Raw genomic sequence first — 22722 nt, 5'->3', positions numbered from 1 at the left:
CGACCGACATGTCCCCCACTTCCAAACTCTCGCGCCGCCTTCGCACTGCCGCGCTGCTGGCGCCGGCGGCGCTCGCGATCGCCTGCGGAGCCGCTTCGGCCAAGACGCTGGTTTATTGCTCGGAAGGCAGCCCCGAGAATTTCTATGCGGCCGTGAACACCACGGGCACCTCTTTCGACGCCACCACGCAGGTCTACAACAACCTCGTCGATTTCGAGCGCGGCACGACCAAGGTGGTGCCGGGCCTCGCTGAGAGCTGGACCATTTCGCCCGACGGCACGGAGTACACCTTCAAGCTGCGCAAGGGCGTCAAGTGGCACAACACGGCCAAGAGCTTCAAGCCGACGCGGGACTTCAATGCCGACGACGTCATCTTCATGATGGAGCGACAGTGGAAGGAGAACGACCCCTACTTCAAGGTCACGAGCCCGAACCACTCCTACTTCAACGACATGGGCATGCCCAAGCTGCTGAAGTCCATCGACCGCATCGATGACTACACGGTGAAGTTCACGCTGAACAAGCCGGAGGCGCCTTTCCTCGCCAACCTCGCGATGCCCTATGCCGGCATCCAGTCGAAGGAATACGCGATCGCGATGCTCAAGGCCGGCACGCCGGAGAAGATCGACCAGGATCCGATCGGCACCGGCCCCTTCTATCTCGTGCAGTACCAGAAGGACGCCATCGTCCGCTTCAAGGCCTTCCCGCAGTACTGGGGTGGCAAGGCCAAGATCGACGACCTGATCTTCGCGATCACGCCCGATGCGTCGGTGCGCTGGGCCAAGCTGCAGAAGGGCGAGTGCCATGTGATGCCGTACCCGAATCCTGCCGACCTGGACGCGATCCGCAAGGACCCCAACGTGCAGGTGCTGGAGCAGGCCGGTCTCAACGTCGGCTACCTCGCCTACAACACCCAGAAGAAGCCATTCGACGACGTGCGCGTGCGCAAGGCGCTCAACATGGCGATCAACAAGAAGGCCATCATCGACGGCGTCTACCTCAGCACCGGCGTCGCCGCAAAGAATCCGATCCCGCCGACCATGTGGTCATACAACGACGCGATCAAGGACGACCCGTACGATCCGGAAGCCGCGAAGAAGCTCTTGGCGCAGGCGGGCTATCCGGACGGGTTCACCACCGACCTGTGGGCGATGCCGGTTCAGCGTCCCTACAACCCGAACGCCAAGCGCATCGCCGAACTGATGCAGGCCGACCTCGCGAAGATCGGCGTCAAGGCCGAGATCAAGTCCTTCGAATGGGGCGAGTACCGCAAGCGCATGCAGGCCGGCGAGCACCAGATGGGCATGCTCGGCTGGACGGGCGACAACGGCGATCCGGACAACTTCCTCTACACCCTGCTGGGCTGCGCGTCGGCGCAATCGGCCAGCGGCAGCAATGTGGCGAAGTTCTGCTACAAGCCCTACGAGGACCTGGTCGTGCAGGCGAAGAACGTGCCCAAGCAGGCCGAGCGCGATGCGCTTTACAAGAAGGCGCAAGTGATCTTCAAGGAGCAAGCGCCGTGGTTCACCATCGCACATGCGGTGCAGTTGAAGCCGGTTCGCAAGGAAGTCGTCGACTTCAAATTGAGCCCGTTCGGCCGCCATACCTTCTACGGTGTTGACATCAAGCAGTGACGGCTTGAGACAGGACGCGCGATGAGCGATTCGCCCCGGCTGCCTATCGCCATCGTGGCTGCCATGCACGAGGAGTTGGCGGCGCTGCTCGCGCAGATGCCTGACGAGCAGCGCATCCACGTTGCCGGCCGGGACTACTGGGTCGGCCACCTGCAGGGGCAACTCGTGGTCGCGGTGCTGTCGCGCATCGGCAAGGTCGCGGCGGCCACCACGGCAACGGTGTTGATGGAACGATTCGGCGTGCGGGCCATCGTGTTCACCGGCGTTGCCGGTGGGCTGGCGCCGGGCGTCGACGTCGGCGACGTGGTCGTGGCGACCAAGCTTCTGCAGCACGACCTGGACGCTTCGCCGATCTTCCCGAAGTACGAAGTGCCGCTGACCGGCCACGCGCGCTTTGCGGCCGACACCGCAATCAGCGATGCGTTGGCGGTCGTGGCCGCCGACCTGCTGAGCGATCCGGTCACGCTCCTGGGCGAGAAGGTGGTCGAGGACTTCAAGCTGACCGCGCCGAAGGTCCATCGCGGCCTGCTGGTCAGCGGGGACCGCTTCGTGTCGACCTCGGCCGAAAGCGAAGCGCTGCGCCTGGCATTGCCCGACGCGCTCGCGGTCGAAATGGAGGGCGCCGCCGTGGCGCAGGTGTGCCACGACTACGGCGTGCCCTTCGCCGCGGTGCGCACGATTTCCGATCGGGCCGACGACGCGGCCCACGGCGACTTCACGCGATTTGTCTCGGCGGTCGCGAGCCGCTACAGCCTCGCGGTGATCGACGCGTGGCTGGCCACGCTCCCGACGGACGCGCCCGCGACTATTTGAGCCAGCCGCGCCGGCGGAAGTACCACATCGGCACCAGCGCGCTCGCGATCATCAGCACGATCGCGTAGGCATAGCCGTAGCTCAGATCGAGTTCGGGCATGAACTTGAAGTTCATGCCGTACACGCTCGCGATCAAGGTCGGCGGCAGCAGCGCCACGCTCGCGACCGAGAAGATCTTGATGGTCTTGTTCTGGTTGATGTTGATGAAACCGACGGTCGCATCCATCAGGAAGTTGATCTTGTCGAACAGGAAGGCCGTGTGGTTGTCGAGCGATTCGATGTCGCGAAGGATCTGTCGCGCCTCCTCGAACTGCTCGGCGTTGAGCATGCGACTGCGCATCATGAAGCTCACGGCGCGGCGGGTGTCCATCACGTTGCGGCGGATGCGGCCGTTCAAGTCTTCCTGCCGCGCGATCAGGCCGAGCACCTCGCCGGCCAGTTCGTCGCTCACGTTGCCCGAGAGCACCTTCTTGCCGGCGGATTCGAGTTCGTCGTAGATGTTCTCTAGCGTGTCGGCCGAGTATTCGGCGTCGGCGTCGAACAGCTTCAGGAGCACTTCCTTGGCGTCCTCGATCAGGCCGGGCGCGCGGCGTGCGCGCATGCGCAACAGGCGGAAGACGGGCACGTCCTCGTCGTGGATCGAGAACAGCACGCCGCGGCTGCGCAGTTCGGTGTTGTGCTGGTTGAGGATGAAGGCCACCCGCACCGAGCGCGGGTTCTCGTCGTCATCGATCAGAAAGTCGCTGCGGATGTGGAGTTCGCCGTTGTCTTCTTCGTAGAAGCGGGCGGATTCCTCGATGTCCTCGTCCATCGCGTCTTCGGGGATGGAGAGGCCGTAGTACTGCTTGATCCAGCGCTTTTCCTCGACGGTGGGTGATTCGAGGTCGACCCAGATGGGCTGGAACTGGGAAAGCTCTTCGAGCGCCTCGATCTCTTCCTGGACGAGGCGACCGTTGGCGAGCGTGAAGATGTTGAGCATGGCTCACTCCCGTGAATGGTCTGGCGGTTGGGCGAAGGGGGTGGGGCGCTTTCAACTCCCTCGCCAACGGACGTGTCAGAGGGGGAGCGAAAGCTGCCGAGACGGGTCGATTTCCATATGAAAGGCTCCGGTTTGCAGCGAGGCGCGATTATGTCATCCGCCCTCCGGGCATCGCCGGCCGTATCTGGATGGACATACAGTAAAGTTGCGTCGATGCAGAGCGTCGCGAAACCCACCTCCGCCAGCCAGACCGATCGCCTGGCGACCGCGCTCGCCCAGCTCAACGACGAGCAGCGCGCGGCGGTGGAGCACGGTGTGGACGTCGCCCTGGGCGACGTGCTGCGGGACGATCGCCCTTTGCTCGTGATCGCCGGCGCGGGTTCCGGCAAGACCAGCACGCTGGCCCACCGCGTGGCCCACCTGATCGCGCGCGGCGCCGATCCGCAGCGCATCCTGCTGCTGACCTTCTCCCGCCGTGCCGCGCAGGAGATGGAGCGCCGGGCCGGACAGGTGCTGGCGCGCGTGCTCGGCCTGAAAACCGACGCGCCGCCGGCGCTGCCTTGGGCGGGCACCTTCCACGGCATCGGCGCGCGGCTGCTGCGCGAGTACGCGGCGCAGGTCGGCCTGGACGAGAACTTCACCATCCATGATCGTGGCGACGCCGAAGACCTCATGGGGCTGGTGCGCAACGACCTCGGCCTGTCGTCCACGACGCGGCGCTTTCCGCAGAAGGGCACCTGCCTCTCGATCTACTCGCGCACCGTCAACACCTGCGCGCCGCTGGCGGAAGTGCTGAAACACGCGTTCCCCTGGTGCGCAGAATGGGAATCCGAACTCAAGCGGCTGTTCGGCGCCTATGTCGAGGCCAAGCAGCAGCAGCACGTCCTCGACTACGACGACCTGCTGCTGTACTGGGCCGAGATGGTGGCGGAGCCGACACTCGCCGAGCACGTCGGCGCGCGCTTCGATCATGTGCTGGTCGACGAATACCAGGACACGAATCTGCTGCAGGCCGCCATCCTGCGTTCGATGAAGCCGGATGGACGTGGCGTCACGGTGGTGGGCGACGACGCGCAGTCGATCTACGCGTTTCGTGGTGCAACGGTTCGCAACATCCTCGACTTTCCACAGCAGTTCAGCCGGCCCGCGCGAATCGTCACGCTGGAGCGCAACTACCGCTCGACGCAGCCCATCCTCGATGTCTCGAACGCCGTAATCGCCGCCGCCGCGGAGCGCCATGCGAAAACGCTCTGGACCGACAAGCCTTCGGCCGGCCGGCCCCAACTTGTGCTGGTGCCCGACGAGGCGCAGCAGGCACGCTGGGTGGCCGACCGCGTTCTGGCACATCGCGAAGGCGGCCTGGCGCTCAAATCACAGGCGGTGCTGTTTCGCACGTCGACGCACAGCGCCGCGCTCGAGCTTGAATTGGCGCGGCGCAACATTCCCTTCGTCAAATACGGCGGGCTCAAGTTTCTCGAAGCCGCGCATGTAAAGGACCTGCTCGCCGTGCTGCGCTTTGCGCAGAACCCGCGAGGGCGCATGGCGGGATTCCGCGTCACGCAACTGATTCCGGGCATCGGGCCGGTCACTTCCACCCGTCTGCTCGACGCAATGGCCGAAGCGGCCGATCCGGGTGCGGTCGTGCAGGCCTTCGTTCCGCCCTCCGCCGCGCAGACCGAGTGGGCGCGATTTGCCGCCATCTATGCAGCGCTGCGCGAGCCTGCGCTTGCCTGGCCCGCCGATATGGACCTGGCGCTGCGGTGGTACCTGCCGCATCTGGAGCGCCTCCACGAGGACGCCGAACTGCGTCGCGGCGACGTTGAGCAGCTGGCGCGGCTGGCGTCGGGCTACACGTCGCGCGAGCGCTTCCTGACCGAACTCACGCTCGACCCGCCCGAAGCCACCAGCGACCGGCCGGGGCCCGTGCTGCTCGACGAGGATTACCTGATTCTTTCGACCATTCACTCGGCCAAGGGGCAGGAGTGGACCTCGGTGCATGTGTTGAACGTGGTCGACGGCTGCATTCCGGCCGATGTTGCGCAGGGGGCGCAAGAACTCGAAGAGGAGCGGCGGTTGCTGTACGTCGCGATGACGCGTGCGCGCGACCATCTGCACTTGCTGGTGCCGCAGCGCTTCTACGTCACGCAACAAGCGGTTCGCGGCGACCGACACTTGTATGCGGGGCGTACGCGCTTCATCACGGCGTCCGACGCCGAGCGCTTCGAGCAGCAGACGTGGCCTCCGCCGCCAGAGAGAGCGCCGCACGTGCCGGCGCCAGCCGCCACGATCGACCTGTTGCGCCGCATGCGCGCCGCTTGGAAGTAGGCTCGCCCCCAGGCTGCGCGCACTGCGTGTCGCTTCGCCTACCCCCTACCGGGGGCAACTCCGGCGGACCGGCGGAGCCGGAACCGCGGCGTCTCGCGGACTTGCCGGGCTTCGCCCGCCTCGCGCCGGGGCCGTGGCGGGGGGACAGCTATCAGATTCATGGCGTTGGGAAATCCCTACGGGGAATGGCCCTTTGTACGTGTTCGGAAAGATTGCAATTCGATGACAGCATGGGCATAGTGAACCGACCTTCCCCGCTTTCTCTTCTCTTCCCCCTCTCCGTCTCTTCTCCCCACTCTGCTTTCGTTTCCCCGGCTGTATCTCCCTACCAAGGGGTGCGGCTATTTCCCCAACCGTCAATTCCAGGAGGTCATTCATGAATTTGACGATCAGCGGTCATCACCTCGACGTCACACCCGCCTTGCGCAACTACGTTACGAGCAAGCTGGACCGGATCACCCGCCATTTCGACCAGGTAGTCGATGTCAAGGTGATCCTCACGGTGGAAAAGCAAAAGGAAAAGGAGCGCCGGCAACGCGCCGAATGCAACATTCACGTCAAGGGCAATGACATGTTCGCCGAGTCGAGCCACGCTGATCTCTACGCTGCTGTCGACGAATTGGTCGACAAACTCGACAGGCAAGTCGTCCGCCACAAGGACCGCCTGCAGGACCATCATCACGAAGCGCCCAAGCGTGTGATGTAGTACCACTCCGGGCAAATACTCTTGCGGGCCACCTTCGGGTGGCTCTTTGCTTTTTGCGGGGTGGGTGCATAATCGCCCCCGCCCTGCCCCAACATGAACCGACTCGCGTCCATCCTGCCTCCCGCTCAAGTGCTCGTGAGCGTTGACGCCACCAGCAAGAAGCGTGCTTTTGAAGAAGCAGGCTTGCTGTTCGAGAACCTGCATGGTCTCGGCCGCGCCCTCATCACCGACAGCCTCTTTGCCCGCGAGCGCCTCGGCTCGACCGGGCTGGGCCATGGCGTGGCCATCCCGCACGGACGCATCAAGGGCCTCAAGTCGCCCATGGCGGCCGTGTTCCAGTTGGCGAACCCGATCGGATTCGACGCGCCGGACGAACAGCCTGTCGTCCTGCTGATCTTCCTGCTCGTGCCGGAAGCAGCCACGCAGAAGCATCTTGAAATACTTTCCGAGATCGCCGAACTCCTCAGCGACGCCAATCTGCGCGAGCAGATCAAGTCGAGTTCGGACGCCGCGGCACTGCACGCCCTGATCGCAGGATGGCAATCCGCCCAGGTCGCCTGATCCGCGCAGGCGTGGGACGGTCTGGCGCATGAAGCCGACCGTCATCAGCGCCGACGCGATGTTCGAGGAGTTTCGCGGCTCGCTCCGGTGGGAGTGGCTGGCGGGATTGGGCGCGTCGGAGCGTCAGTTCGATCCGGACGTCATCAGCCGTGCCCAGTCCGCGGCCGATCTGGTGGGCTATCTGAACTACATCCACCCGTACCGCGTACAGATCCTGGGCGCCCGCGAAGTCGCCTATCTCACGCGCGGCACGCCGGAAGACTGCGCACGGCGCATTGCCCGCATCGTGACCCTGGAGCCACCGATGCTGGTGCTGGCGGACGGCCAGCCGGCGCCCGACGAATTGCTGTCGATCTGCGAGCGCGCGCAATTGCCGCTGTTCGCCACACGTGAATCGTCGGCCTTCGTGATCGACCTGCTGCGGGCCTATCTCTCCAAGCATTTCGCCGAGCGCACGTCGATGCATGGCGTGTTCATGGACATCCTGGGGCTGGGCGTGATGATCACGGGCGAGTCCGGGCTCGGAAAGAGCGAACTCGGCCTGGAGTTGATTTCGCGCGGCAACGGCCTCGTGGCCGACGACGCGGTCGATCTCTACCGCATCAACCAGACCACTCTGGAAGGGCGCTGCCCCGAACTGCTGCAGAACCTGCTCGAGGTGCGAGGCATCGGCCTGCTCGACATTCGCGCGATCTTCGGCGAGACGGCCGTACGCCGGAAGATGCGGCTCAAGCTGATCGTCCACCTCGTGCGGCGCGACAGCTTCGAGCGCGACTACGAGCGCATGCCCTCGGCGCCGCTCACCCAGGACGTGCTGGGCATTCCGGTGCGCAAGGTGATCATCCAGGTGGTGGCCGGCCGCAACATCGCCGTGCTGGTCGAGGCCGCCGTGCGCAACTCGATCCTGCAACTGCGCGGCATCGACACCTACGCCGACTTCGTCGCCCGCCATCACAAGGCCATGGAAAGCGCCAGAGAAGACGACTAGCGCGAATCCCAGGAACACCGCGGGACCGGCTTTGCCGGGCCGCCGGTGTTGCCCCCGGTAGGGGGTGGGCGGCTACGCGAAGTGAGCAAGCCTGGGGGCGAGCCTATTGTGCTCAGTGCTTGTTGGTGCAGTCGGCGCAGAGGCCGTAGAGGGACATGGCGTGGTCCTGCAGAATCCAGCCCTTGTCCTTGGCGATCATTTGCTGGCGGCGTTCGATCTCTGCGTCGTAGAACTCCTCGACCTTGCCGCAGGACGTGCATACGAGGTGGTCGTGGTGCTTGCCTTCGTTGAGTTCGTAGACCGCCTTGCCGCTCTCGAAATGGCTGCGCTCGAGGATGCCGGCCTGCTCGAACTGCGTCAGAACGCGGTAGACCGTAGCCAGGCCGATATCGGAATGGTCGTTGAGGAGGACGCGAAACACGTCTTCCGCCGTCATGTGGCGTTGGCCGCCGTTCTGGAAGATTTCGAGAATCTTGAGGCGCGGCAGAGTGGCCTTGAGGCCCGTATTCTTGAGTTCGTCGATGTTAGCCATGGTGGTTCCCTGCGCCAGCCTTGCGGGAAGGGCCCGCCGGGGGCCAGCCGCTACAATGATTTGATCATATCGCCCAACCCTTTTTCCATGCCTGCCATTCCACAACGCCGCCTCTGGCTGCTCTTCGGCGCCCTCGCCACGAGCCTGTGCCTCGGCGCTTGCAGCAGTGTCGGCGACAGCGCGCGCGGCGCCCTGACCGCGGTCACCCCCTACAAGGTCGAAGTGGTCCAGGGCAATTTCGTGTCCAAGGAACAGGTCGAGGCGCTCAAGCCCGGCATGTCGCGCCAACAGGTGCGTGAAATCCTCGGTACGTCGCTCCTGACCGATGTCTTCCACTCCAATCGTTGGGACTATGTGTTCACGATCCGGCGCCAGGGCGTCGAGCCGCAACGCCGCCACCTGACGCTGTTCTTCAACGGCGAGGTGCTCGAGCGCTTCGAAGGCGATCCGATGCCGAGCGAGGAAGAATTCGTCGCCCAGCTCGACGTCCGCAAGCGCACCGGCAAAGTGCCGCCGCTGGAGGCGACCGAAGACCAGCTCAAGAAATTCGTCCCCTCCAAGGACAAGAAGGACGATGGCGATGCTGCGGCAGCGCCCGCCACGCCTCAGCCGGCACTGCCTGCGGCCTACCCTTCGCTCGAATCGCGCTGAACACGCGCCGGCCGCCTCCGGTCGTCGCGCTCTTTTTCGAATTCCGCATTTCCAGAGGCTGAAACGCGTGACCGACTCTTCTTCTCCATCTTCTTCACCGCGTCGCGTCGCGATCGCGGGCGCTTCCGGGCGCATGGGCCACATGCTGATCGAGGCCGTGCGCGAAGCGCCGGATTGCCGCCTCGCTGGCGCGCTCGACGTCGTGGGCAGCGCGGCGATCGGCAGCGATGCGGCTGCGTTCCTGGGCTTCACGAGCGGCGTTCCGGTCGCGTCCGACCTGCGCGCCGGGCTCAAGGATGCGCAGGTGTTGATCGACTTCACGCGGCCCGAAGGCACGCTGGCGCACCTTGCCGTGTGCCGCGAACTCGGTGTGCAGCTCGTGATCGGCACCACCGGCTTCAGCGATGCGCAGAAGGCGGAGATCGCCGAGGCCGCCAAGGACATCGCGATCGTGATGGCGCCGAACATGAGCGTCGGCGTCAACGTCACCCTCAAGCTGCTCGAAATGGCCGCCAAGGCGCTGTCGACCGGCTATGACATCGAGATCATCGAAGCGCACCACCGGCACAAGGTCGACGCGCCCTCGGGCACGGCGCTCAAGATGGGCGAGGTGATCGCCGACGCGCTCGGCCGCGATCTCAAGGAATGCGCCGTCTACGCGCGCGAGGGCGTCACCGGCGAACGCGATCCGTCGACCATCGGTTTCGCCACCATCCGCGGCGGCGACATCGTCGGCGACCACACGGTGCTGTTTGCGGGCACCGGCGAGCGCATCGAAATCACGCACAAGTCGGCCAGCCGCGCGACCTATGCGCAAGGCAGCCTGCGCGCCGTGCGCTTCCTCGCCAACCAGCGCGCAGGTCTGTTCGACATGTTCGACGTCCTGGGTCTGCGCTGACCCCGAGCATGAGCGCCGCGCTGGGCCGTCCCAAGCAAGCTCGCGCGCCCTCGGGGGGCAGCGAGGACACGCCAGTGCCGAGCGTGGGGGCTGCATGAGCATCCTCGCGCTGCTCGCCCACGGTGACGCCGTCAGCCGCTCGGTCGCGGTGCTCCTACTGGTGATGTCGGTGTCGAGCTGGGTCGTGATTCTCTGGAAAGCGTGGCTCCTGCGTGGCGGGACGCGCGACGTGGTGCGCAGCATCGCAGCGTTCTGGCAGTCGCCGTCCATAGGGGATGCGGAGCTGAGCCTCAAGGCCTTCGATCGCGCAGCGCTGGTCCTGCCGGCGGTGAGCGCAGTCAGGAACCTCGCGACGCATGCCGACAGCGCCACGCTCGGGGGTGCCGTTGACCGGACCCAGCGAGTCACACGCGTCCTGCGCGATGCCTTGCATGCGGCATTGCGGCGACTGCAGGCCGGCCAGATCCTGCTCGCGACTGTCGGCGCCACGGCGCCCTTCGTCGGCCTGCTCGGCACGGTCTGGGGCATTTACCGCGCTCTCGTCGGCATCGCCGGCGAAACGGGCGGCTTCACCATCGACAAGGTCGCTGGCCCGGTCGGCGAGGCGTTGATCATGACGGCCTTCGGCCTCGCCGTCGCGATTCCGGCCGTGCTGGCCTACAACGTGTTCGGACGTGTGGTCGGCCGTATCGAAGCCGAACTCGAAGGCTTCGCGCACGACCTGCTGGGCATGCTCGGCGAACCCGTTCGGCGGGAAATTCCACTGCCGCCCGCGCGGCCGATGCCTGCCTGAGGGCGGGAGCCGCAATATGGCCTTCGGTCGTACATCGCTAGGCAGCACAGCCACCGGCGGACGATCGACCGGCGCAGGGGGTCAGCGCCCGCTGTCGGACATCAACGTCACGCCCCTGGTCGACGTGATGCTCGTGCTGCTCGTGATCTTCATCATCACCGCACCGCTGATGGCCAGCTCCATCAAACTCAACCTGCCGCGAACCGACGCGGGTCAATCCGGCGACACGCCGAAGTTCGTCTCCCTCGTGGTCGATGCGGCGGGCAAGGTCTATCTGAACGACAAGCCGGTCACGCCCGAAGAACTGGCCGCCGGCCTGACCAAGGCGGCCGCCGAAAGCCGCGACACCGAAGTCCAACTGCGCGCGGACCAGACGGTGCCCTACGGCAAGGTCGTCGAACTGATGGGTATCGCCAACAAGGCCGGCCTGAGCCGCATCGGCTTCGTCACGGAGACCCCGCCCCAAAAGCCCTGAATCCAAGGCCGCGAAGCAGGCCCGTCGGTGAAACACCGCGGAACCGGCTTCGCCGGGCCGCAGGTGTTGCCCCCTGAAAGGGGGTGGAGAGCGACACGAAGTGCGCGAGCCTGGGGGTGAGCTCAGGAAGACAAGACCACAGGTCTTGTCTTCCATATCTCATGCGCATACTGCGCAATCGTCCGGTCCGACGAGAACGCGCCCATCCCCGCCACATTGAGGATTGCCATGCGCGTCCACGCATCCGGATCGCGATACAGCGCATCGACCTTCTCCTGCGCCTCGACATAGCTCGCATAGTCGGCCAGCAGCAGGTAGTGATCGCCCCAGCTCACCAGCGCGTCGAAGATCTGCTGGTAGCGCGCCGGTTCGGTGGGCGAGAAGGCGCCGTCGCGGACGCTGTCGAGCACCCGCTGGAGTTCCGGGTTGGCTTCGTAGATGTCGCGCGGTTGGTAGCCGCTCGCGCGAATGTCGGCCACCTGCGGCGTGGTGTTGCCGAAGATGAAGAAGTTCTCCGCGCCGACGCTGTCGCGCATCTCGACGTTGGCGCCGTCGAGCGTGCCGATGGTCAAGGCGCCGTTCAGCGCGAACTTCATGTTGCCGGTGCCCGAGGCTTCGGTGCCGGCCGTCGAAATCTGCTCGGACAGGTCGGCCGCTGGCATGATGACCTCGGCCAGGCTGACGCTGTAGTTCGGCAGGAACACCACTTTCAGCAGCTTGCCCACGCGCTCGTCGTTGTTGATGACGTGTGCGACGTCGTTGATGAGCCGGATCACGAGTTTGGCCATGTGGTACGCCGAAGCCGCCTTGCCGGCGAACACCACCACGCGCGGCACGTGACCGGCATCCGGCGCATCCAGGATGCGGTGGTAGCGCGTGATCACGTGCAGCACGTTGAGCAGTTGCCGCTTGTACTCGTGCATGCGCTTGACCTGCACGTCGAACAGCGCGTCGGTATTGACGTCGATCCGCAGATGCTCGTCGATCCAGTTGGCCAGCCGCAGCTTGTTCTCGCGCTTGGCATGGCGGAACGCGCGGACGAAGGCCGGCTGCTGCGCCATGGGCCGCAGCACTTCGAGCTGCGTCAGGTCGCGCCGCCAGCCGCGGCCGATGCGCGTGTCGAGGAGCGCCGCCAGCGGCGGATTGGCCTGCGCGAGCCAGCGCCGCGGCGTCACGCCGTTGGTCTTGTTGTTGAAGCGCTCGGGAAACAGCTTCGCGAAGTCCGCGAAGATCGATTGCTTCATGAGTTCAGAGTGCAGGCCCGACACGCCGTTGATGGAATGGCTGGCGAGCACGGCGACGTAGGCCATGCGCACGCGTCGCTCGCCGGACTCGTCGATCAGCGACAGGCGGCGCAGCAGCTCGACGTCGTGGCCATGCGCCTGCGTCACCGTCGCGAGAAAGCGCGAGTTCATGTCGAAAAGGATTTGCAGGTGGCGCGGCAGCACGCGTCCGAACATCTCCACCGGCCAAGTCTCCAGCGCCTCGTGCATCAGCGTGTGGTTGGTGTAGCTGAAAACTTTCTGGGTGTGGGCCCATGCCGCGTCCCAGGGCAGGTCATGCTCGTCGATCAGGAGGCGCATCAGCTCCGGCACGGCCAGCACCGGGTGCGTGTCGTTGAGGTGGATGCTGACCTGGTCAGGCAAGGCATCGAAGTCGGTGTGGTTGCGCAGGTAGCGCCGCACAAGGTCCTGAACGCTCGCGCTGACGAAGAAATATTCCTGGTGCAGCCGCAACTCGCGACCCGACGGCGTGGAGTCGTCGGGGTAGAGCACGCGCGAGACGTTCTCCGAGTGGTTCTTGCTTTCGACGGCCTCGAAGTAGTTGCCGCGGTTGAAGGCCGAGAGATCGATTTCTTCGGTCGCACGCGCGGACCACAACCGCAGTGTGTTGGTGGCCTGCGTGCCGTAGCCGGGGATGATGGTGTCGTAGGCCACGGCCAGCACGTCGTGGGTGTCCACCCAGTTCGCCGCGCCGTAGGGCGTGCCCTTGCCTTCGCGCCGCTGCACGTGGCCGCCGAAGCGCACGCGGTAGGTCACCTCGGGCCGCTGAAATTCCCAGGGATTGCCGCGCGTGAGCCAGTAGTCGGGCGTCTCCACCTGCTGGCCGTCGACGATGCGCTGGCGGAACATGCCGTACTCGTAGCGGATGCCGTAGCCCAGGCCCGGCACGCCGAGCGTGGCCATCGAATCGAGGAAGCAGGCGGCGAGCCGGCCTAGGCCGCCGTTGCCCAGGGCGGCGTCGGGCTCGCGCTCGGCCACCGCGCGGATGTCGACGCCGAAGTCGGCCAGCGCCTGCTTCACCGTGTCCTGCAACTCCAGGGCGAGCAGTGCGTTGGTGAAGGTGCGCCCGATCAGGAACTCCATCGACAGGTAGTAGACCCGCTTGAGCCGTTGCGCGTAGATCGCGCGGGTGGTGCCCATCCAGCGTTCGACGATCTGGTCGCGCACGGCGAGCGCGGTGGCGTGCAGCCAGTCGTCGGGGCTGGCGGCCACCGGGTCCTTGCCGACCGCGTAGATGAGCTTGTTGGCGACGGCGCGCTTGAAGGCGGCGACGTCGCGGTCGGGGTGGTCGTACTTGAATTCTGCGATGGTCATGGTGGGAGCGGCGTGGGTTCTCTGACGGACGGGCTTCAGGCCAGGGCCTCGGCGTAGACATCGAGGTAGCGGGCGGCGGCAGTGCCCCAGTCGGCGGGGCGGCGCATGGCATTCGCGCGAACGGCGCGCCAGTCGGCCGGACGCCGGTAGAGCGCGAAGGCGCGACGAAGCGCGCGTGCATAGCCCGCGGCATCGAAGTCATCGAAAGCAAGGCCCGTAGCTTCACCGCTGGCCATGTCTTCCAGCGTGGCATCGACGACGGTGTCGGCCAGGCCGCCGACGCGGTGCACCAGCGGCAGGCTGCCGTACTTGAGCCCGTACATCTGCGTGAGCCCGCAGGGCTCGTAGAGCGACGGGACCAGCGTGACGTCGCCCGCGCCGAACAGGCGGTGAGCCAGGTCCTCGCTATAGCCCAGCGTGACGCTGACCGATTCCGGCGCCGCGGCGGCGCGCTGCCGGAAGGCCGTTTCGAGCGGCGCGTCTCCGCTGCCGAGCAGGGCGAGCTGGCCGCCTTGCGCCAGCAGCGCGTCGAGCCCGCCGAGCACGAGGTGCAGGCCCTTCTGCTCGGTTAGCCGGCTCACCACCACGAACAGTGGCGCATCGGCTTGCGGCGCCAGGCCGAATTCTTCCTGCAGCGCGGCCTTGCACTGCGCCTTGCCGCCCAGCCGCCGCAGGTCGTAGCGGTAGGGAATCAGCGCATCGGTGGCCGGATTCCAGACCTGATCGTCGACGGCGTTGAGGATGCCCGTGAGCACGTGCGAGCGGCTGCGCAGCAGGCCGTCCAGCCCGCAACCCTGCTCGGGTGTCTGGATCTCGCGCGCATAGGTCGGGCTGACGGTGGTGATGCGGTCGGCAAAGCAGAGTCCGCCCTTCATGAACGACAACTGGCCGTAGTACTCCAGCCCGTCGACGCCGAAGGCCGCCGGCGGCAAGCCAAGCTCAGGAAAATGTCGAGGCGCGAACAGGCCCTGGTAGGCCAGGTTGTGCACCGTGAACACGCTGCCCACGCGGGGTCGCCCGTCAGGTGGCGCAAAGGCCATGTAAGCCGGTGCCAGCGCGGCATGCCAGTCATGGGCATGCACGATTTCGGGCTGCCAGTCGGCGTCCAGCCCCTGCGCCATCTGTGCCGCGGCCCAGCCGAGGAGTGCGAATCGCCGGTGGTTGTCGCCGTAGGGCTCGCGGGCGAGATCTTCGTAAGGATTGCCGGGCCGGTCGTAGAGCGCCGGCGCGTCGATCACATAGGCGGCGATGTCCCGCGCGCCGGGCGTCACGATGCGGCCGAAGCACAGGTTTGCGCGTTCGCCCCAGGGCGCCACGAACGCCTTCACCACCACCGCGTCGCGTACCCCGGCCACGATGGCCGGGAATCCCGGCAGCAGCACCCGCACGTCCTGCCCCGCCGCCATCAGCGCCAGCGGCAGCGCACCCGCGATGTCGGCCAGCCCTCCGGTCTTGAGCAGGGGAAACAGTTCGGCGCTGACCTGGAGGACCCGCATGCGCTTGCTACGGCTCGAGACGCTTGAGCATCTCGCGCGTGATCAGGACCACACCCCCTTCGGTGCGTTCGAAGCGCGCGGCATCGGCCGCCGGGTCTTCGCCGACCACCATCTCGTCGGGAATCACGCAGGCGCGGTCCACCACCACCTTGTTGAGCCGCGCGCCCCGGCCGACTTCCACGTCCGGCAGCAACACCGCCTCGTTGATCTCGCAGAAGGAATGCACGCGAACGCCCGAGAACAGCACCGAGCTGCTCACCTTGGAGCCCGAGACGATGCAGCCGCCCGAGACGATGGTGTTGACGGTCATGCCGTGCTTGCCTTCGCGATCGAGCACGAACTTCGCCGGGGGCAATTGCCGCTGGTAGGTCCAGATGGGCCAGTCGGTGTCATAGATGTCGAGCTCCGGGGTGATGGAGGCCAGGTCCAGGTTGGCTGCCCAGAATGCATCAATCGTGCCCACGTCGCGCCAGTAGGCCTTGGCATCGGCGCCGCGCCGGGCCCGCGTGACGCACGACATGCCGAAGGGATGGGCCACCGCCCGGCCTGCGGCGACCACGCGCGGAATGATGTCCTTGCCGAAATCGTGGTTCGATTCCGGGTTGGCGTTGTCTTCCTCGAGCAATTCGTAGAGATACTCGGAATCGAAGATGTAGATGCCCATGCTCGCCAGCGCCACGTCGGGGTTGCCGGGCATCGAGGGCGGGTCGGCCGGCTTTTCCAGGAACTCGGTAATCTTGCGGTCCTTTTCGACTGCCATGACGCCGAAGGCCACTGCTTCCATGCGCGGCACTTCGATGCAGCCGACCGTGCAGCCCAGGCCGTGCGCGACGTGGTCGGTCAGCATGATCGAGTAGTCCATCTTGTAGACGTGGTCGCCGGCCAGCACGACCACGTAGTCGTGCGGCGTCGATCGGGTCTGGATGATGTCCAGGTTCTGGTAAACCGCATCGGCCGTGCCGCGATACCAGTGCTCATCGCCGACGCGTTGCTGGGCCGGCAGCACGTCGACCATCTCGTTGAGTTCGGCGCGTAGGAAGCTCCAGCCGCGCTGCAGGTGACGCATCAGCGAATGCGACTTGTATTGCGTCACGACCGCCATGCGCCGGATGCCGGAGTTGAGGCAGTTCGACAGCGCGAAATCGATGATGCGGAACTTGCCGCCGAAGTAGACCGCCGGCTTGGCCCGTCGGTCGGTGAGTTGCTTGAGTCGGGAGCCTCGTCCACCGGCCAGCACCAGGGCGATGGTGCGGCGAACGAGTTGGTGAGCCTGGAGTGTCGGTTGCTCGATTTGGGCCATCAGATGTCTCCGTTGGTTTTTTCCGTTTCCCGGTGATCCAGCCTAGCACCCCGGCGGGCGCTTGGCTCCTAAGTTTTTGCGACCCGGAGGCTGCCGGGGCGCAAGACCTGGGTGCCGTCGAGTGGTGCGCCGGACAGCGCGTCGTCCGTGTCGCTCGCCAGCTGAAGCAGCCAACGACCCGGCGGCAGCTCGAAGCCGACGTCGCGTTCCTCTGCATTGACCAGCATGACCCAGGTAGCGGCGGGCGGGATGGCTTCGAAGACGATCGCCAGCGCATGCAGGTCACCGCGCTCCCAATCGCCCGGGGTCATGGCGTCGCCCGCGGGCGTCAGCCACCGCAACGTCGCGGCGCCCGAGGGCGGCACGGCCGGCCACCATCGGACGCTGCGCAGGGGCTCGGCCTCGCGGCGAAGCGCCAGCACACGGGCGACGAAAGCGGTCAGGCCGGCATCGGCGCGGTTCCAGGCCAGCCAGGTGATGTCGTTGTCCTGGCAGTAAGCGTTGTTGTTGCCGCGCTGTGTGTGGTTGAGCTCATCGCCGCCGAGCAGCATCGGCGTGCCTTGGGAGAGAAGCAGCGCAGCCAGCAGCGCGCGCTGAAGCCGTCGGCGCTCGGCCAGGACCAGCGCGTCATCGGTGTCGCCTTCGACCCCGCAGTTGCGGCTCAGGTTATGGCCATGGCCATCGCGGTTCTGTTCGCCATTCGCCAGGTTGTGGCGCTCGTTGTAGCTGAGCAGGTCGCGCAAGGTGAAGCCATCGTGCGCGGTGACGAAGTTGACGCTGGCGGTGGGCGCGCGGCCGTGATGGTTGAAGTCGTTGCCCGATGCCGTGAGACGCTGCGCGAACTCGCCGAGGCCCGCGCTGCGGTGCAACCAGAAGCCGCGTTGCGTATCGCGGAAGCGGTCGTTCCACTCCATCCAGCCGGGCGGGAATTCGCCGAGGCGATAGCCGCCAGGGCCGATGTCCCACGGCTCGGCGATCAGCAGGGCCTGCGCCAGCAACGGATCTTGCGCGATTGCCGCGAAGAAGGGCGCGCGCGGATCGAACTCGCCGCCTTCGCGACGCGCCAGCACGGGTGCGAGGTCGAAGCGAAAGCCATCGACGCCGAGTTCGGTGACCCAGTGGCGCAGGCTGTCCATGACGAGCTGCACCACGCGCGGCTCGGCCAGGTTCAGGCAATTGCCGCAGCCCGTCCAGTTCTGGTAGAGCGACCGGTCGTCCGGGCGCAAGTGGTAATAGAGCGAGTTGTCGATGCCGCGCAGGCTCAGCGTCGGGCCGAATTCGTCGGTCTCCCCGCTGTGGTTGAAGACCACGTCGATCACGAGTTCCATGCCCCGGGCGTGCACCGCGTCCGCCATCGCGCGGAACTCGCTCGAGGGCGTGGTTCCGGGCCGGCCGCTCCAGTAGCGCGTCTCGGGCGCGAACCAGCCGATGGGGCTGTAGCCCCAGTAGTTGCGCAGGCCCAGCGCGAGCAGCCTCGATTCGTCGGCGCGGTGCTGCACGGGCATCAGGTTCAGCGTGGTGACGCCGAGCCGCTGCAGGTGGTCGAGCACCGCCGGTTCCGCAAGGCCGGCATAGGTGCCGCGGAGGGCGGGGGGCACGTCGGGGTGCAACTGGGTCTGGCCGCGGACGTGGGCTTCATAGATCACGCGGGCTCCAGGCTCGACGCGAGGGCGCGCCGGGCCGCCCGGAGGCATCGGCGCGGTGACTCTTGCCTTGAGCGCGATGGAGGCGTTGTCGCGCGGGTCGCGGCGGCCCGGGTCGGCAGGGTCGTGGCCTAGGAACAGGTCTTCGCCGCCGTACTGGCCGACCACCTCGCGCGCGTACGGATCGAGGAGCACCTTGGAGGGATTGAAGCGCTGGCCCTCGTGAGGAGCCCAAGGGCCGTGAACGCGCCAGCCATAGACCAGCCCCGGCCGGGCGCTGGGCAGACGGGTGTGCCAGACGCCGTTGGCGCGCTTCGCCAGCTTGAGGCGCTGCTGTTCGTGTTGGCCCAGGGTGTCGAAGAGGCACAGCTCGACGGCCGTGGCGCTGGGGGCAGCGAGAGCGAAGTTGACGCCGTCGGACCCCGGAGTGGCGCCCAGCGGGTAGGGAGAGCCGTCGCCCGACATGGCACGGAGGCCACTCATTCCAGCACCCACATCACGGTGCCCAGGGGCGGCACGGAAATCACCAGCGACTGTGCCTGCCCTTGCCAGTCCGCCGCCTCGCTCTGGATCATCCCGTTGCCCACGCCGGTGCCACCGTATACCGCGTTGTCGGTGTTGATGATCTCCCGATACCGCCCTGCGGCCGGCACCCCCAGCCGGTAGCCATGCCGCACCACCGGTGTGAAGTTGCACACGGCCACCACGAATGCGCCATCTCGCGCGCGCCGCACGAACGCGAACACCGAGTGCTGCACATCGTCATGGCTGAGCCACGCGAAACCCTGCGCCTCGCAATCAAGCTCGTGCAACGCGGGGAAATGGCGGTAGACATTGTTCAGATCCCGCACCAGTCGCCGGATGCCTTGGTGCGCCGCCTGCTCCAGCAGATGCCAGTCCAGGCTGCGGTCGGCATCCCATTCGGCCCACTGTGCGAACTCGCCGCCCATGAACAGCAGCTTCTTGCCCGGATACGCCCACAGGTAGCCATAGAGATTGCGCAGTCCCGCGAACTTCCGCCAGACGTCGCCCGGCATGCGGCCGATCATCGAGCCCTTGCCGTGCACCACTTCGTCGTGCGACAGCGGCAGCACGAAGTTCTCGGTGTGCGCGTACATCAGCCCGAAGGTGATCTTCTGGTGGTGGTGCTTGCGATGGACCGGGTCGATGCCTGCATAGGCCAGCGTGTCGTTCATCCAGCCCATGTTCCACTTGTAGTGGAAGCCGAGGCCGCCGTTCTCGGGCGGCCGGGTCACACCCGGGAAACTGGTCGACTCCTCGGCGATGGTCACGGCGCCGGGCCGCTCGACGCCGACCACGCGGTTCATCCGCCGGAGGAAGTCGATGGCCTCCAGGTTCTCGCGGCCGCCTTGCGCGTTGGGCACCCACTGGCCCGGCTCGCGGCTGTAGTCGCGGTACAGCATCGAGGCGACCGCATCGACGCGCAGCCCGTCGACGCCGTAGCGCTCCAGCCAGTAGAGCGCATTGCCGACGAGGTAGTTGCGCACCTCTGTGCGCGCGTAATTGAAGATCAGCGTCTGCCAGTCGTTGTGGAAGCCTTCGCGCGGATCGGCGTACTCATACAGGGCCGTGCCGTCGAAGTTGCCGAGTCCGTGCGAGTCGGTCGGGAAATGCGCGGGCACCCAGTCGAGGATCACGCCCAGCCCGGCCGCGTGCGCGGCCTCGACGAAGGCGCGGAAGTCGCCCGGCGTGCCGAAGCGCGAGGTCGGCGCGTAAAGGCCGATCGGCTGGTAGCCCCAGGAGCCGTCGAAGGGGTGTTCGCTGATCGGCAGCAGCTCGATGTGGGTGAAGCCCATGTCGCGCGCATAGGGCACGAGCGTGTCCGCCAGCTCGCGGTAGTCGAGCCATTCATGGCCGTTCTTGCGCCGCCACGAGCCAAGATGGACCTCATAGATGCTGATCGGCGCGCCGCGTGCATTGGCTTCGGCACGGCCGGGAGGCACTTTCGCGGGCTGCGGCAGCGGCTGCACGACGCACGCCGTGTCGGGCCGCAGCCGCGCGGAAAAGCCGAAGGGGTCGGCCTTGCGCAGCACCTGTCCTTGCGCCGACAGGATCTCGAACTCGTAGCTGTCGCCCGGCGCCACGTGCGGCGCGAAGATCTCCCACACGCCGCACTCGCGGCGCAGCCGCATCATGTGGCGGCGGCCGTCCCATTGGTTGAAATCGCCGACCACCGAGACGCGCCGTGCATTCGGCGCCCACACCGCGAATGCGACGCCGCGCACGCCGTCGATTTCGCGCAGGTGCGCCCCCAACTGCTCGAAGGGCCGCAGGTGCGTGCCTTCGGCCAGCAACCAGACGTCGGTTTCCCCGAGCACGAAAGAAAAGCGGTACGGGTCGTCGAGCAGCGAGCTGTGCGTGCCCCAGTCGACCTTGAAGCGGTAGCCCAGCCGGGCCTCCGAAGCGGGCACGAGCCCGGCGAAGAGGTCGCTGCCGCCCTGGCGGTCGAGTTCGGCGAGCGGCCAGCCCGAGCCGGAATGCATCACCGCCACGGCCTTGGCGCCCGGCAGCAGCGCGCGAACCCACAAGCCGTCGTCGCTGTCGTGCGGCCCGAGCACGGCGAAAGGATCGCCGTGCTCGGCGCGCATCAAGGCGCGGACTTCGGCATCAGGGAGCATGAAGCGGTTCTCCGAAGAAGACGCCGAAGGGCGGCAACGCGAGGGTCCGGCCTTCGAGCTGCGTGCCGGCGAAAGGAGCACCCGCGATCGGTGCGAGTGCTTGTCGCAAAGCCAATGAAGCCGGCTCGGCGGAGAGATTGAACACTGCCTGCAGCCAGGCGTTGCCCTCCCGCCGCTCGAACCACAGCAAGGGTTCGGGTGCATCCAGGAACTTCATGCTGCCGGTGCGAAGCAGCGGCTGGCCGCGCCGCCAGTGCAGCAACGCCCGGCTGAAGCTCAGCATGGATTTCGGGTCGCCCGCCTGCTGGTCGATGGCCAGCGGGATGTGCGTGTCGGACACGGGCAACCACGGCGCGCCGCTGGTGAAACCGGCGTGCTCTTCGTCGGCGAGCCAGGGGATCGGGGTTCGGGCGCCGTCGCGGCCCTTGAACTCGGGCCAGAAGGCGCGTCCATACGGGTCTTGAAGCAATTCGAAAGGCACCTCCGCTTCGGGCAGCCCGAGTTCCTCGCCCTGGTAGATGCTGGCACTCCCGCGCAGCGACAGCAGCAGCGTGAGCCAGAGGCGGTCGCGGCGGGTGTCGTCCTGGCCGTCGGCATTCCACCGGCTGGCGACACGTGGCACGTCGTGGTTCGAGACGGCCCAGCAGCCCCAGCCTCCCGTCTTGGCGAGCGCGCTGTCCAGTGCCTCGACCTGAGTGCGCAGATGGCGCGCGCTGTGCTCGCTCGTGAGCAGGCTGAAGCTGTATGCCAGGTGCAGCCGCTTGCCATGCTCGGTGTACCGGGCCATCACGGGCGGCGCGTCCTCGTCGCCGACTTCGCCGAGCGCCACCGCGCCATATTCGTCCAGAAGCTTGCGCAGCCGTTCGAGGAAGAGCAGGTTCTCGGGCTGGCTCTTGTCGTGCAGGTGCTGCTGCATCGCGTAGGGGTTGTCGGTGCGCACCGTACTGACCGTGCCGCCGTCGGCGGGCGGGTTGTCGCGCAGTTGCGCATCGTGGAATTGGTGGTTGCAGGCGTCGAAGCGGAAGCCGTCCACACCGCGCTCGCACCAGAAACGCACTTCGCCGAGCAGCGTGTCCTGCACCGCGGGGCAATGGAAGTTGAGATCGGGCTGCTCGGTCAGGAAGCTGTGCAGGTAGTACTGCCGCCGGCGCGAGTCCCACTGCCAGGCCGGGCCGCCGAAGACCGACAGCCAGTTGTTGGGCGGCGTGCCGTCGGGCCGCGGATCGGCCCAGACGTACCAATCGGCCTGCGGGTTCTGGCGGTTCGCGCGGCTGGCCGCGAACCATGCGTGCTGGTCGGAGGTGTGGGACAGAACCTGGTCGATGATGACCTTGAGCCCAAGTGCATGGGCCCGGGCGAGCAGCGCGTCGAAGTCTGCGAGCGTGCCGAACATGGGGTCGACCGCGCGGTAGTCGGCCACGTCGTAGCCGAAATCCTTCATCGGCGATCGGAAGAAGGGCGAGACCCAGATGGCATCCGCGCCCAACTCGGCGACGTGATCGAGCCTGGCCGTGATCCCGGGCAGATCGCCGATGCCGTCGCCATTGCTGTCCATGAAGCTGCGCGGGTAGATCTGGTAGATCACCGCCCCGCGCCACCAGTCCTTGACCATGCGTGCCTCTGTCAATTCGAAATCATTGTGGCATGCGAGAAGTGGGCCATTGCCCAACCCGCGATAATCAGTCTTCCCCC

Annotated in this window: 18 protein-coding genes; 10 read left to right on the top strand and 8 right to left on the bottom strand. The window is 66.4% G+C overall.

Translation table 11 applies throughout. The features are described 5' to 3' along the window. Positions 1 to 8: 8 nt before the first annotated feature. Both QTI24_RS23235 and QTI24_RS23230 read left to right on the top strand, forming a co-directional pair. Positions 9 to 1634 (top strand): ABC transporter substrate-binding protein, encoded by a 1626-nt coding sequence (locus tag QTI24_RS23235; RefSeq protein ID WP_286603666.1) that lies wholly within the window; start codon positions 9 to 11, stop codon positions 1632 to 1634. A 21-nt stretch (positions 1635 to 1655) separates the two neighbouring features. Beyond that, complete coding sequence (locus tag QTI24_RS23230; protein ID WP_286603665.1) at positions 1656 to 2447, top strand: 5'-methylthioadenosine/adenosylhomocysteine nucleosidase; 792 nt, start codon at positions 1656 to 1658, stop codon at positions 2445 to 2447. Here QTI24_RS23230 and corA read toward each other — a convergent pair. After that, entirely contained in the window at positions 2440 to 3426 is a 987-nt protein-coding gene (corA, locus tag QTI24_RS23225) for a magnesium/cobalt transporter CorA (protein ID WP_286603664.1), read from the bottom strand. The genes QTI24_RS23230 and corA overlap by 8 nt on opposite strands. Before the next feature lie 213 nt (positions 3427 to 3639). On the opposite strand from corA, the gene QTI24_RS23220 reads away from it, so the two are divergent. The 4 genes from QTI24_RS23220 (at position 3640) to hprK (ending at position 8006) form a co-directional block, all read left to right on the top strand. After that, on the top strand, positions 3640 to 5751 hold the full coding sequence (locus QTI24_RS23220) for an ATP-dependent helicase (RefSeq protein WP_286603663.1): 2112 nt from the start codon (positions 3640 to 3642) through the stop codon (positions 5749 to 5751). Positions 5752 to 6127: 376 nt separating this feature from the next. After that, complete coding sequence (gene hpf, locus QTI24_RS23215) at positions 6128 to 6457, top strand: ribosome hibernation-promoting factor, HPF/YfiA family (RefSeq protein WP_068640485.1); 330 nt, start codon at positions 6128 to 6130, stop codon at positions 6455 to 6457. Between the two features lie 93 nt (positions 6458 to 6550). After that, entirely contained in the window at positions 6551 to 7018 is a 468-nt protein-coding gene (locus QTI24_RS23210; RefSeq protein ID WP_028251657.1) for a PTS sugar transporter subunit IIA, read from the top strand. A gap of 28 nt (positions 7019 to 7046) precedes the next feature. Further along, positions 7047 to 8006: an HPr(Ser) kinase/phosphatase gene (hprK, locus tag QTI24_RS23205; RefSeq protein ID WP_286603662.1), complete on the top strand. Its 960-nt coding sequence runs from the start codon at positions 7047 to 7049 to the stop codon at positions 8004 to 8006. A gap of 112 nt (positions 8007 to 8118) precedes the next feature. Here the strand turns inward: hprK and fur are convergent, their stop codons facing one another. Further along, the gene (gene fur / locus QTI24_RS23200; protein ID WP_286603661.1) at positions 8119 to 8538 is read right to left on the bottom strand and encodes a ferric iron uptake transcriptional regulator; all 420 of its coding nucleotides are present in this window, start codon (positions 8536 to 8538) and stop codon (positions 8119 to 8121) included. 87 nt (positions 8539 to 8625) lie between these two features. On the opposite strand from fur, the gene QTI24_RS23195 reads away from it, so the two are divergent. From QTI24_RS23195 to QTI24_RS23180, 4 genes are all read left to right on the top strand, one after another. Then, positions 8626 to 9189 (top strand): outer membrane protein assembly factor BamE, encoded by a 564-nt coding sequence (locus QTI24_RS23195; protein ID WP_286603660.1) that lies wholly within the window; start codon positions 8626 to 8628, stop codon positions 9187 to 9189. Positions 9190 to 9256: 67 nt separating this feature from the next. Beyond that, the gene (dapB, locus tag QTI24_RS23190; protein WP_286603659.1) at positions 9257 to 10087 is read left to right on the top strand and encodes a 4-hydroxy-tetrahydrodipicolinate reductase; all 831 of its coding nucleotides are present in this window, start codon (positions 9257 to 9259) and stop codon (positions 10085 to 10087) included. Between the two features lie 94 nt (positions 10088 to 10181). Next, positions 10182 to 10880, top strand: a complete 699-nt coding sequence (locus QTI24_RS23185; protein WP_286603658.1) for a MotA/TolQ/ExbB proton channel family protein — start codon at positions 10182 to 10184, stop codon at positions 10878 to 10880. Positions 10881 to 10896: 16 nt separating this feature from the next. Further along, the gene (locus tag QTI24_RS23180; protein WP_286603656.1) at positions 10897 to 11355 is read left to right on the top strand and encodes an ExbD/TolR family protein; all 459 of its coding nucleotides are present in this window, start codon (positions 10897 to 10899) and stop codon (positions 11353 to 11355) included. A 122-nt stretch (positions 11356 to 11477) separates the two neighbouring features. Here the strand turns inward: QTI24_RS23180 and QTI24_RS23175 are convergent, their stop codons facing one another. The 6 genes from QTI24_RS23175 to QTI24_RS23150 all read right to left on the bottom strand — a co-directional run bounded on the left by QTI24_RS23175 (position 11478) and on the right by QTI24_RS23150 (position 22642). Then, positions 11478 to 13952, bottom strand: coding sequence for a glycogen/starch/alpha-glucan phosphorylase (locus QTI24_RS23175; protein ID WP_286603655.1), 2475 nt, complete (start codon positions 13950 to 13952; stop codon positions 11478 to 11480). Positions 13953 to 13987: 35 nt separating this feature from the next. Next, complete coding sequence (gene glgA, locus QTI24_RS23170; RefSeq protein WP_286603654.1) at positions 13988 to 15448, bottom strand: glycogen synthase GlgA; 1461 nt, start codon at positions 15446 to 15448, stop codon at positions 13988 to 13990. A 7-nt stretch (positions 15449 to 15455) separates the two neighbouring features. Further along, positions 15456 to 16748 (bottom strand): glucose-1-phosphate adenylyltransferase, encoded by a 1293-nt coding sequence (glgC, locus tag QTI24_RS23165; protein WP_286603653.1) that lies wholly within the window; start codon positions 16746 to 16748, stop codon positions 15456 to 15458. Between the two features lie 68 nt (positions 16749 to 16816). Beyond that, positions 16817 to 18856, bottom strand: a complete 2040-nt coding sequence (gene glgX / locus QTI24_RS23160) for a glycogen debranching protein GlgX (protein ID WP_286603681.1) — start codon at positions 18854 to 18856, stop codon at positions 16817 to 16819. Between the two features lie 14 nt (positions 18857 to 18870). Beyond that, positions 18871 to 21030 carry a 1,4-alpha-glucan branching protein GlgB gene (gene glgB, locus QTI24_RS23155; RefSeq protein WP_286603652.1) on the bottom strand — a complete coding sequence of 720 codons (2160 nt, stop codon included), beginning with the start codon at positions 21028 to 21030 and terminating at the stop codon, positions 18871 to 18873. Then, positions 21020 to 22642, bottom strand: coding sequence for an alpha-amylase family glycosyl hydrolase (locus tag QTI24_RS23150; RefSeq protein ID WP_286603680.1), 1623 nt, complete (start codon positions 22640 to 22642; stop codon positions 21020 to 21022). The genes glgB and QTI24_RS23150 overlap by 11 nt, the downstream gene beginning before the upstream one ends. Between the last annotated feature and the right edge of the window lie 80 nt (positions 22643 to 22722).

Source organism: Variovorax sp. J22P240 (assembly GCF_030316855.1).
Classification (GTDB): Bacteria; Pseudomonadota; Gammaproteobacteria; order Burkholderiales; family Burkholderiaceae_C; genus Variovorax.
The sequence above is the reverse complement of the archived record's forward strand: the minus strand, read 5'-3'. Positions and strand labels throughout refer to the sequence as shown.

What these genes read in the sequence shown, in the direction of transcription:
- QTI24_RS23235 (WP_286603666.1), top strand. Translation starts at nt 9, where the DNA reads ATGTCCCCCACTTCCAAACTCTCGCGCCGCCTTCGCACTGCCGCGCTG.
- QTI24_RS23230 (WP_286603665.1), top strand. Translation starts at nt 1,656, where the DNA reads ATGAGCGATTCGCCCCGGCTGCCTATCGCCATCGTGGCTGCCATGCAC.
- corA (WP_286603664.1), bottom strand. Translation starts at nt 3,426, where the DNA reads ATGCTCAACATCTTCACGCTCGCCAACGGTCGCCTCGTCCAGGAAGAG.
- QTI24_RS23220 (WP_286603663.1), top strand. Translation starts at nt 3,640, where the DNA reads ATGCAGAGCGTCGCGAAACCCACCTCCGCCAGCCAGACCGATCGCCTG.
- hpf (WP_068640485.1), top strand. Translation starts at nt 6,128, where the DNA reads ATGAATTTGACGATCAGCGGTCATCACCTCGACGTCACACCCGCCTTG.
- QTI24_RS23210 (WP_028251657.1), top strand. Translation starts at nt 6,551, where the DNA reads ATGAACCGACTCGCGTCCATCCTGCCTCCCGCTCAAGTGCTCGTGAGC.
- hprK (WP_286603662.1), top strand. Translation starts at nt 7,047, where the DNA reads ATGAAGCCGACCGTCATCAGCGCCGACGCGATGTTCGAGGAGTTTCGC.
- fur (WP_286603661.1), bottom strand. Translation starts at nt 8,538, where the DNA reads ATGGCTAACATCGACGAACTCAAGAATACGGGCCTCAAGGCCACTCTG.
- QTI24_RS23195 (WP_286603660.1), top strand. Translation starts at nt 8,626, where the DNA reads ATGCCTGCCATTCCACAACGCCGCCTCTGGCTGCTCTTCGGCGCCCTC.
- QTI24_RS23185 (WP_286603658.1), top strand. Translation starts at nt 10,182, where the DNA reads ATGAGCATCCTCGCGCTGCTCGCCCACGGTGACGCCGTCAGCCGCTCG.
- QTI24_RS23180 (WP_286603656.1), top strand. Translation starts at nt 10,897, where the DNA reads ATGGCCTTCGGTCGTACATCGCTAGGCAGCACAGCCACCGGCGGACGA.
- QTI24_RS23175 (WP_286603655.1), bottom strand. Translation starts at nt 13,952, where the DNA reads ATGACCATCGCAGAATTCAAGTACGACCACCCCGACCGCGACGTCGCC.
- glgA (WP_286603654.1), bottom strand. Translation starts at nt 15,448, where the DNA reads ATGCGGGTCCTCCAGGTCAGCGCCGAACTGTTTCCCCTGCTCAAGACC.
- glgC (WP_286603653.1), bottom strand. Translation starts at nt 16,748, where the DNA reads ATGGCCCAAATCGAGCAACCGACACTCCAGGCTCACCAACTCGTTCGC.
- glgX (WP_286603681.1), bottom strand. Translation starts at nt 18,856, where the DNA reads ATGTCGGGCGACGGCTCTCCCTACCCGCTGGGCGCCACTCCGGGGTCC.
- glgB (WP_286603652.1), bottom strand. Translation starts at nt 21,030, where the DNA reads ATGCTCCCTGATGCCGAAGTCCGCGCCTTGATGCGCGCCGAGCACGGC.
- QTI24_RS23150 (WP_286603680.1), bottom strand. Translation starts at nt 22,642, where the DNA reads ATGGTCAAGGACTGGTGGCGCGGGGCGGTGATCTACCAGATCTACCCG.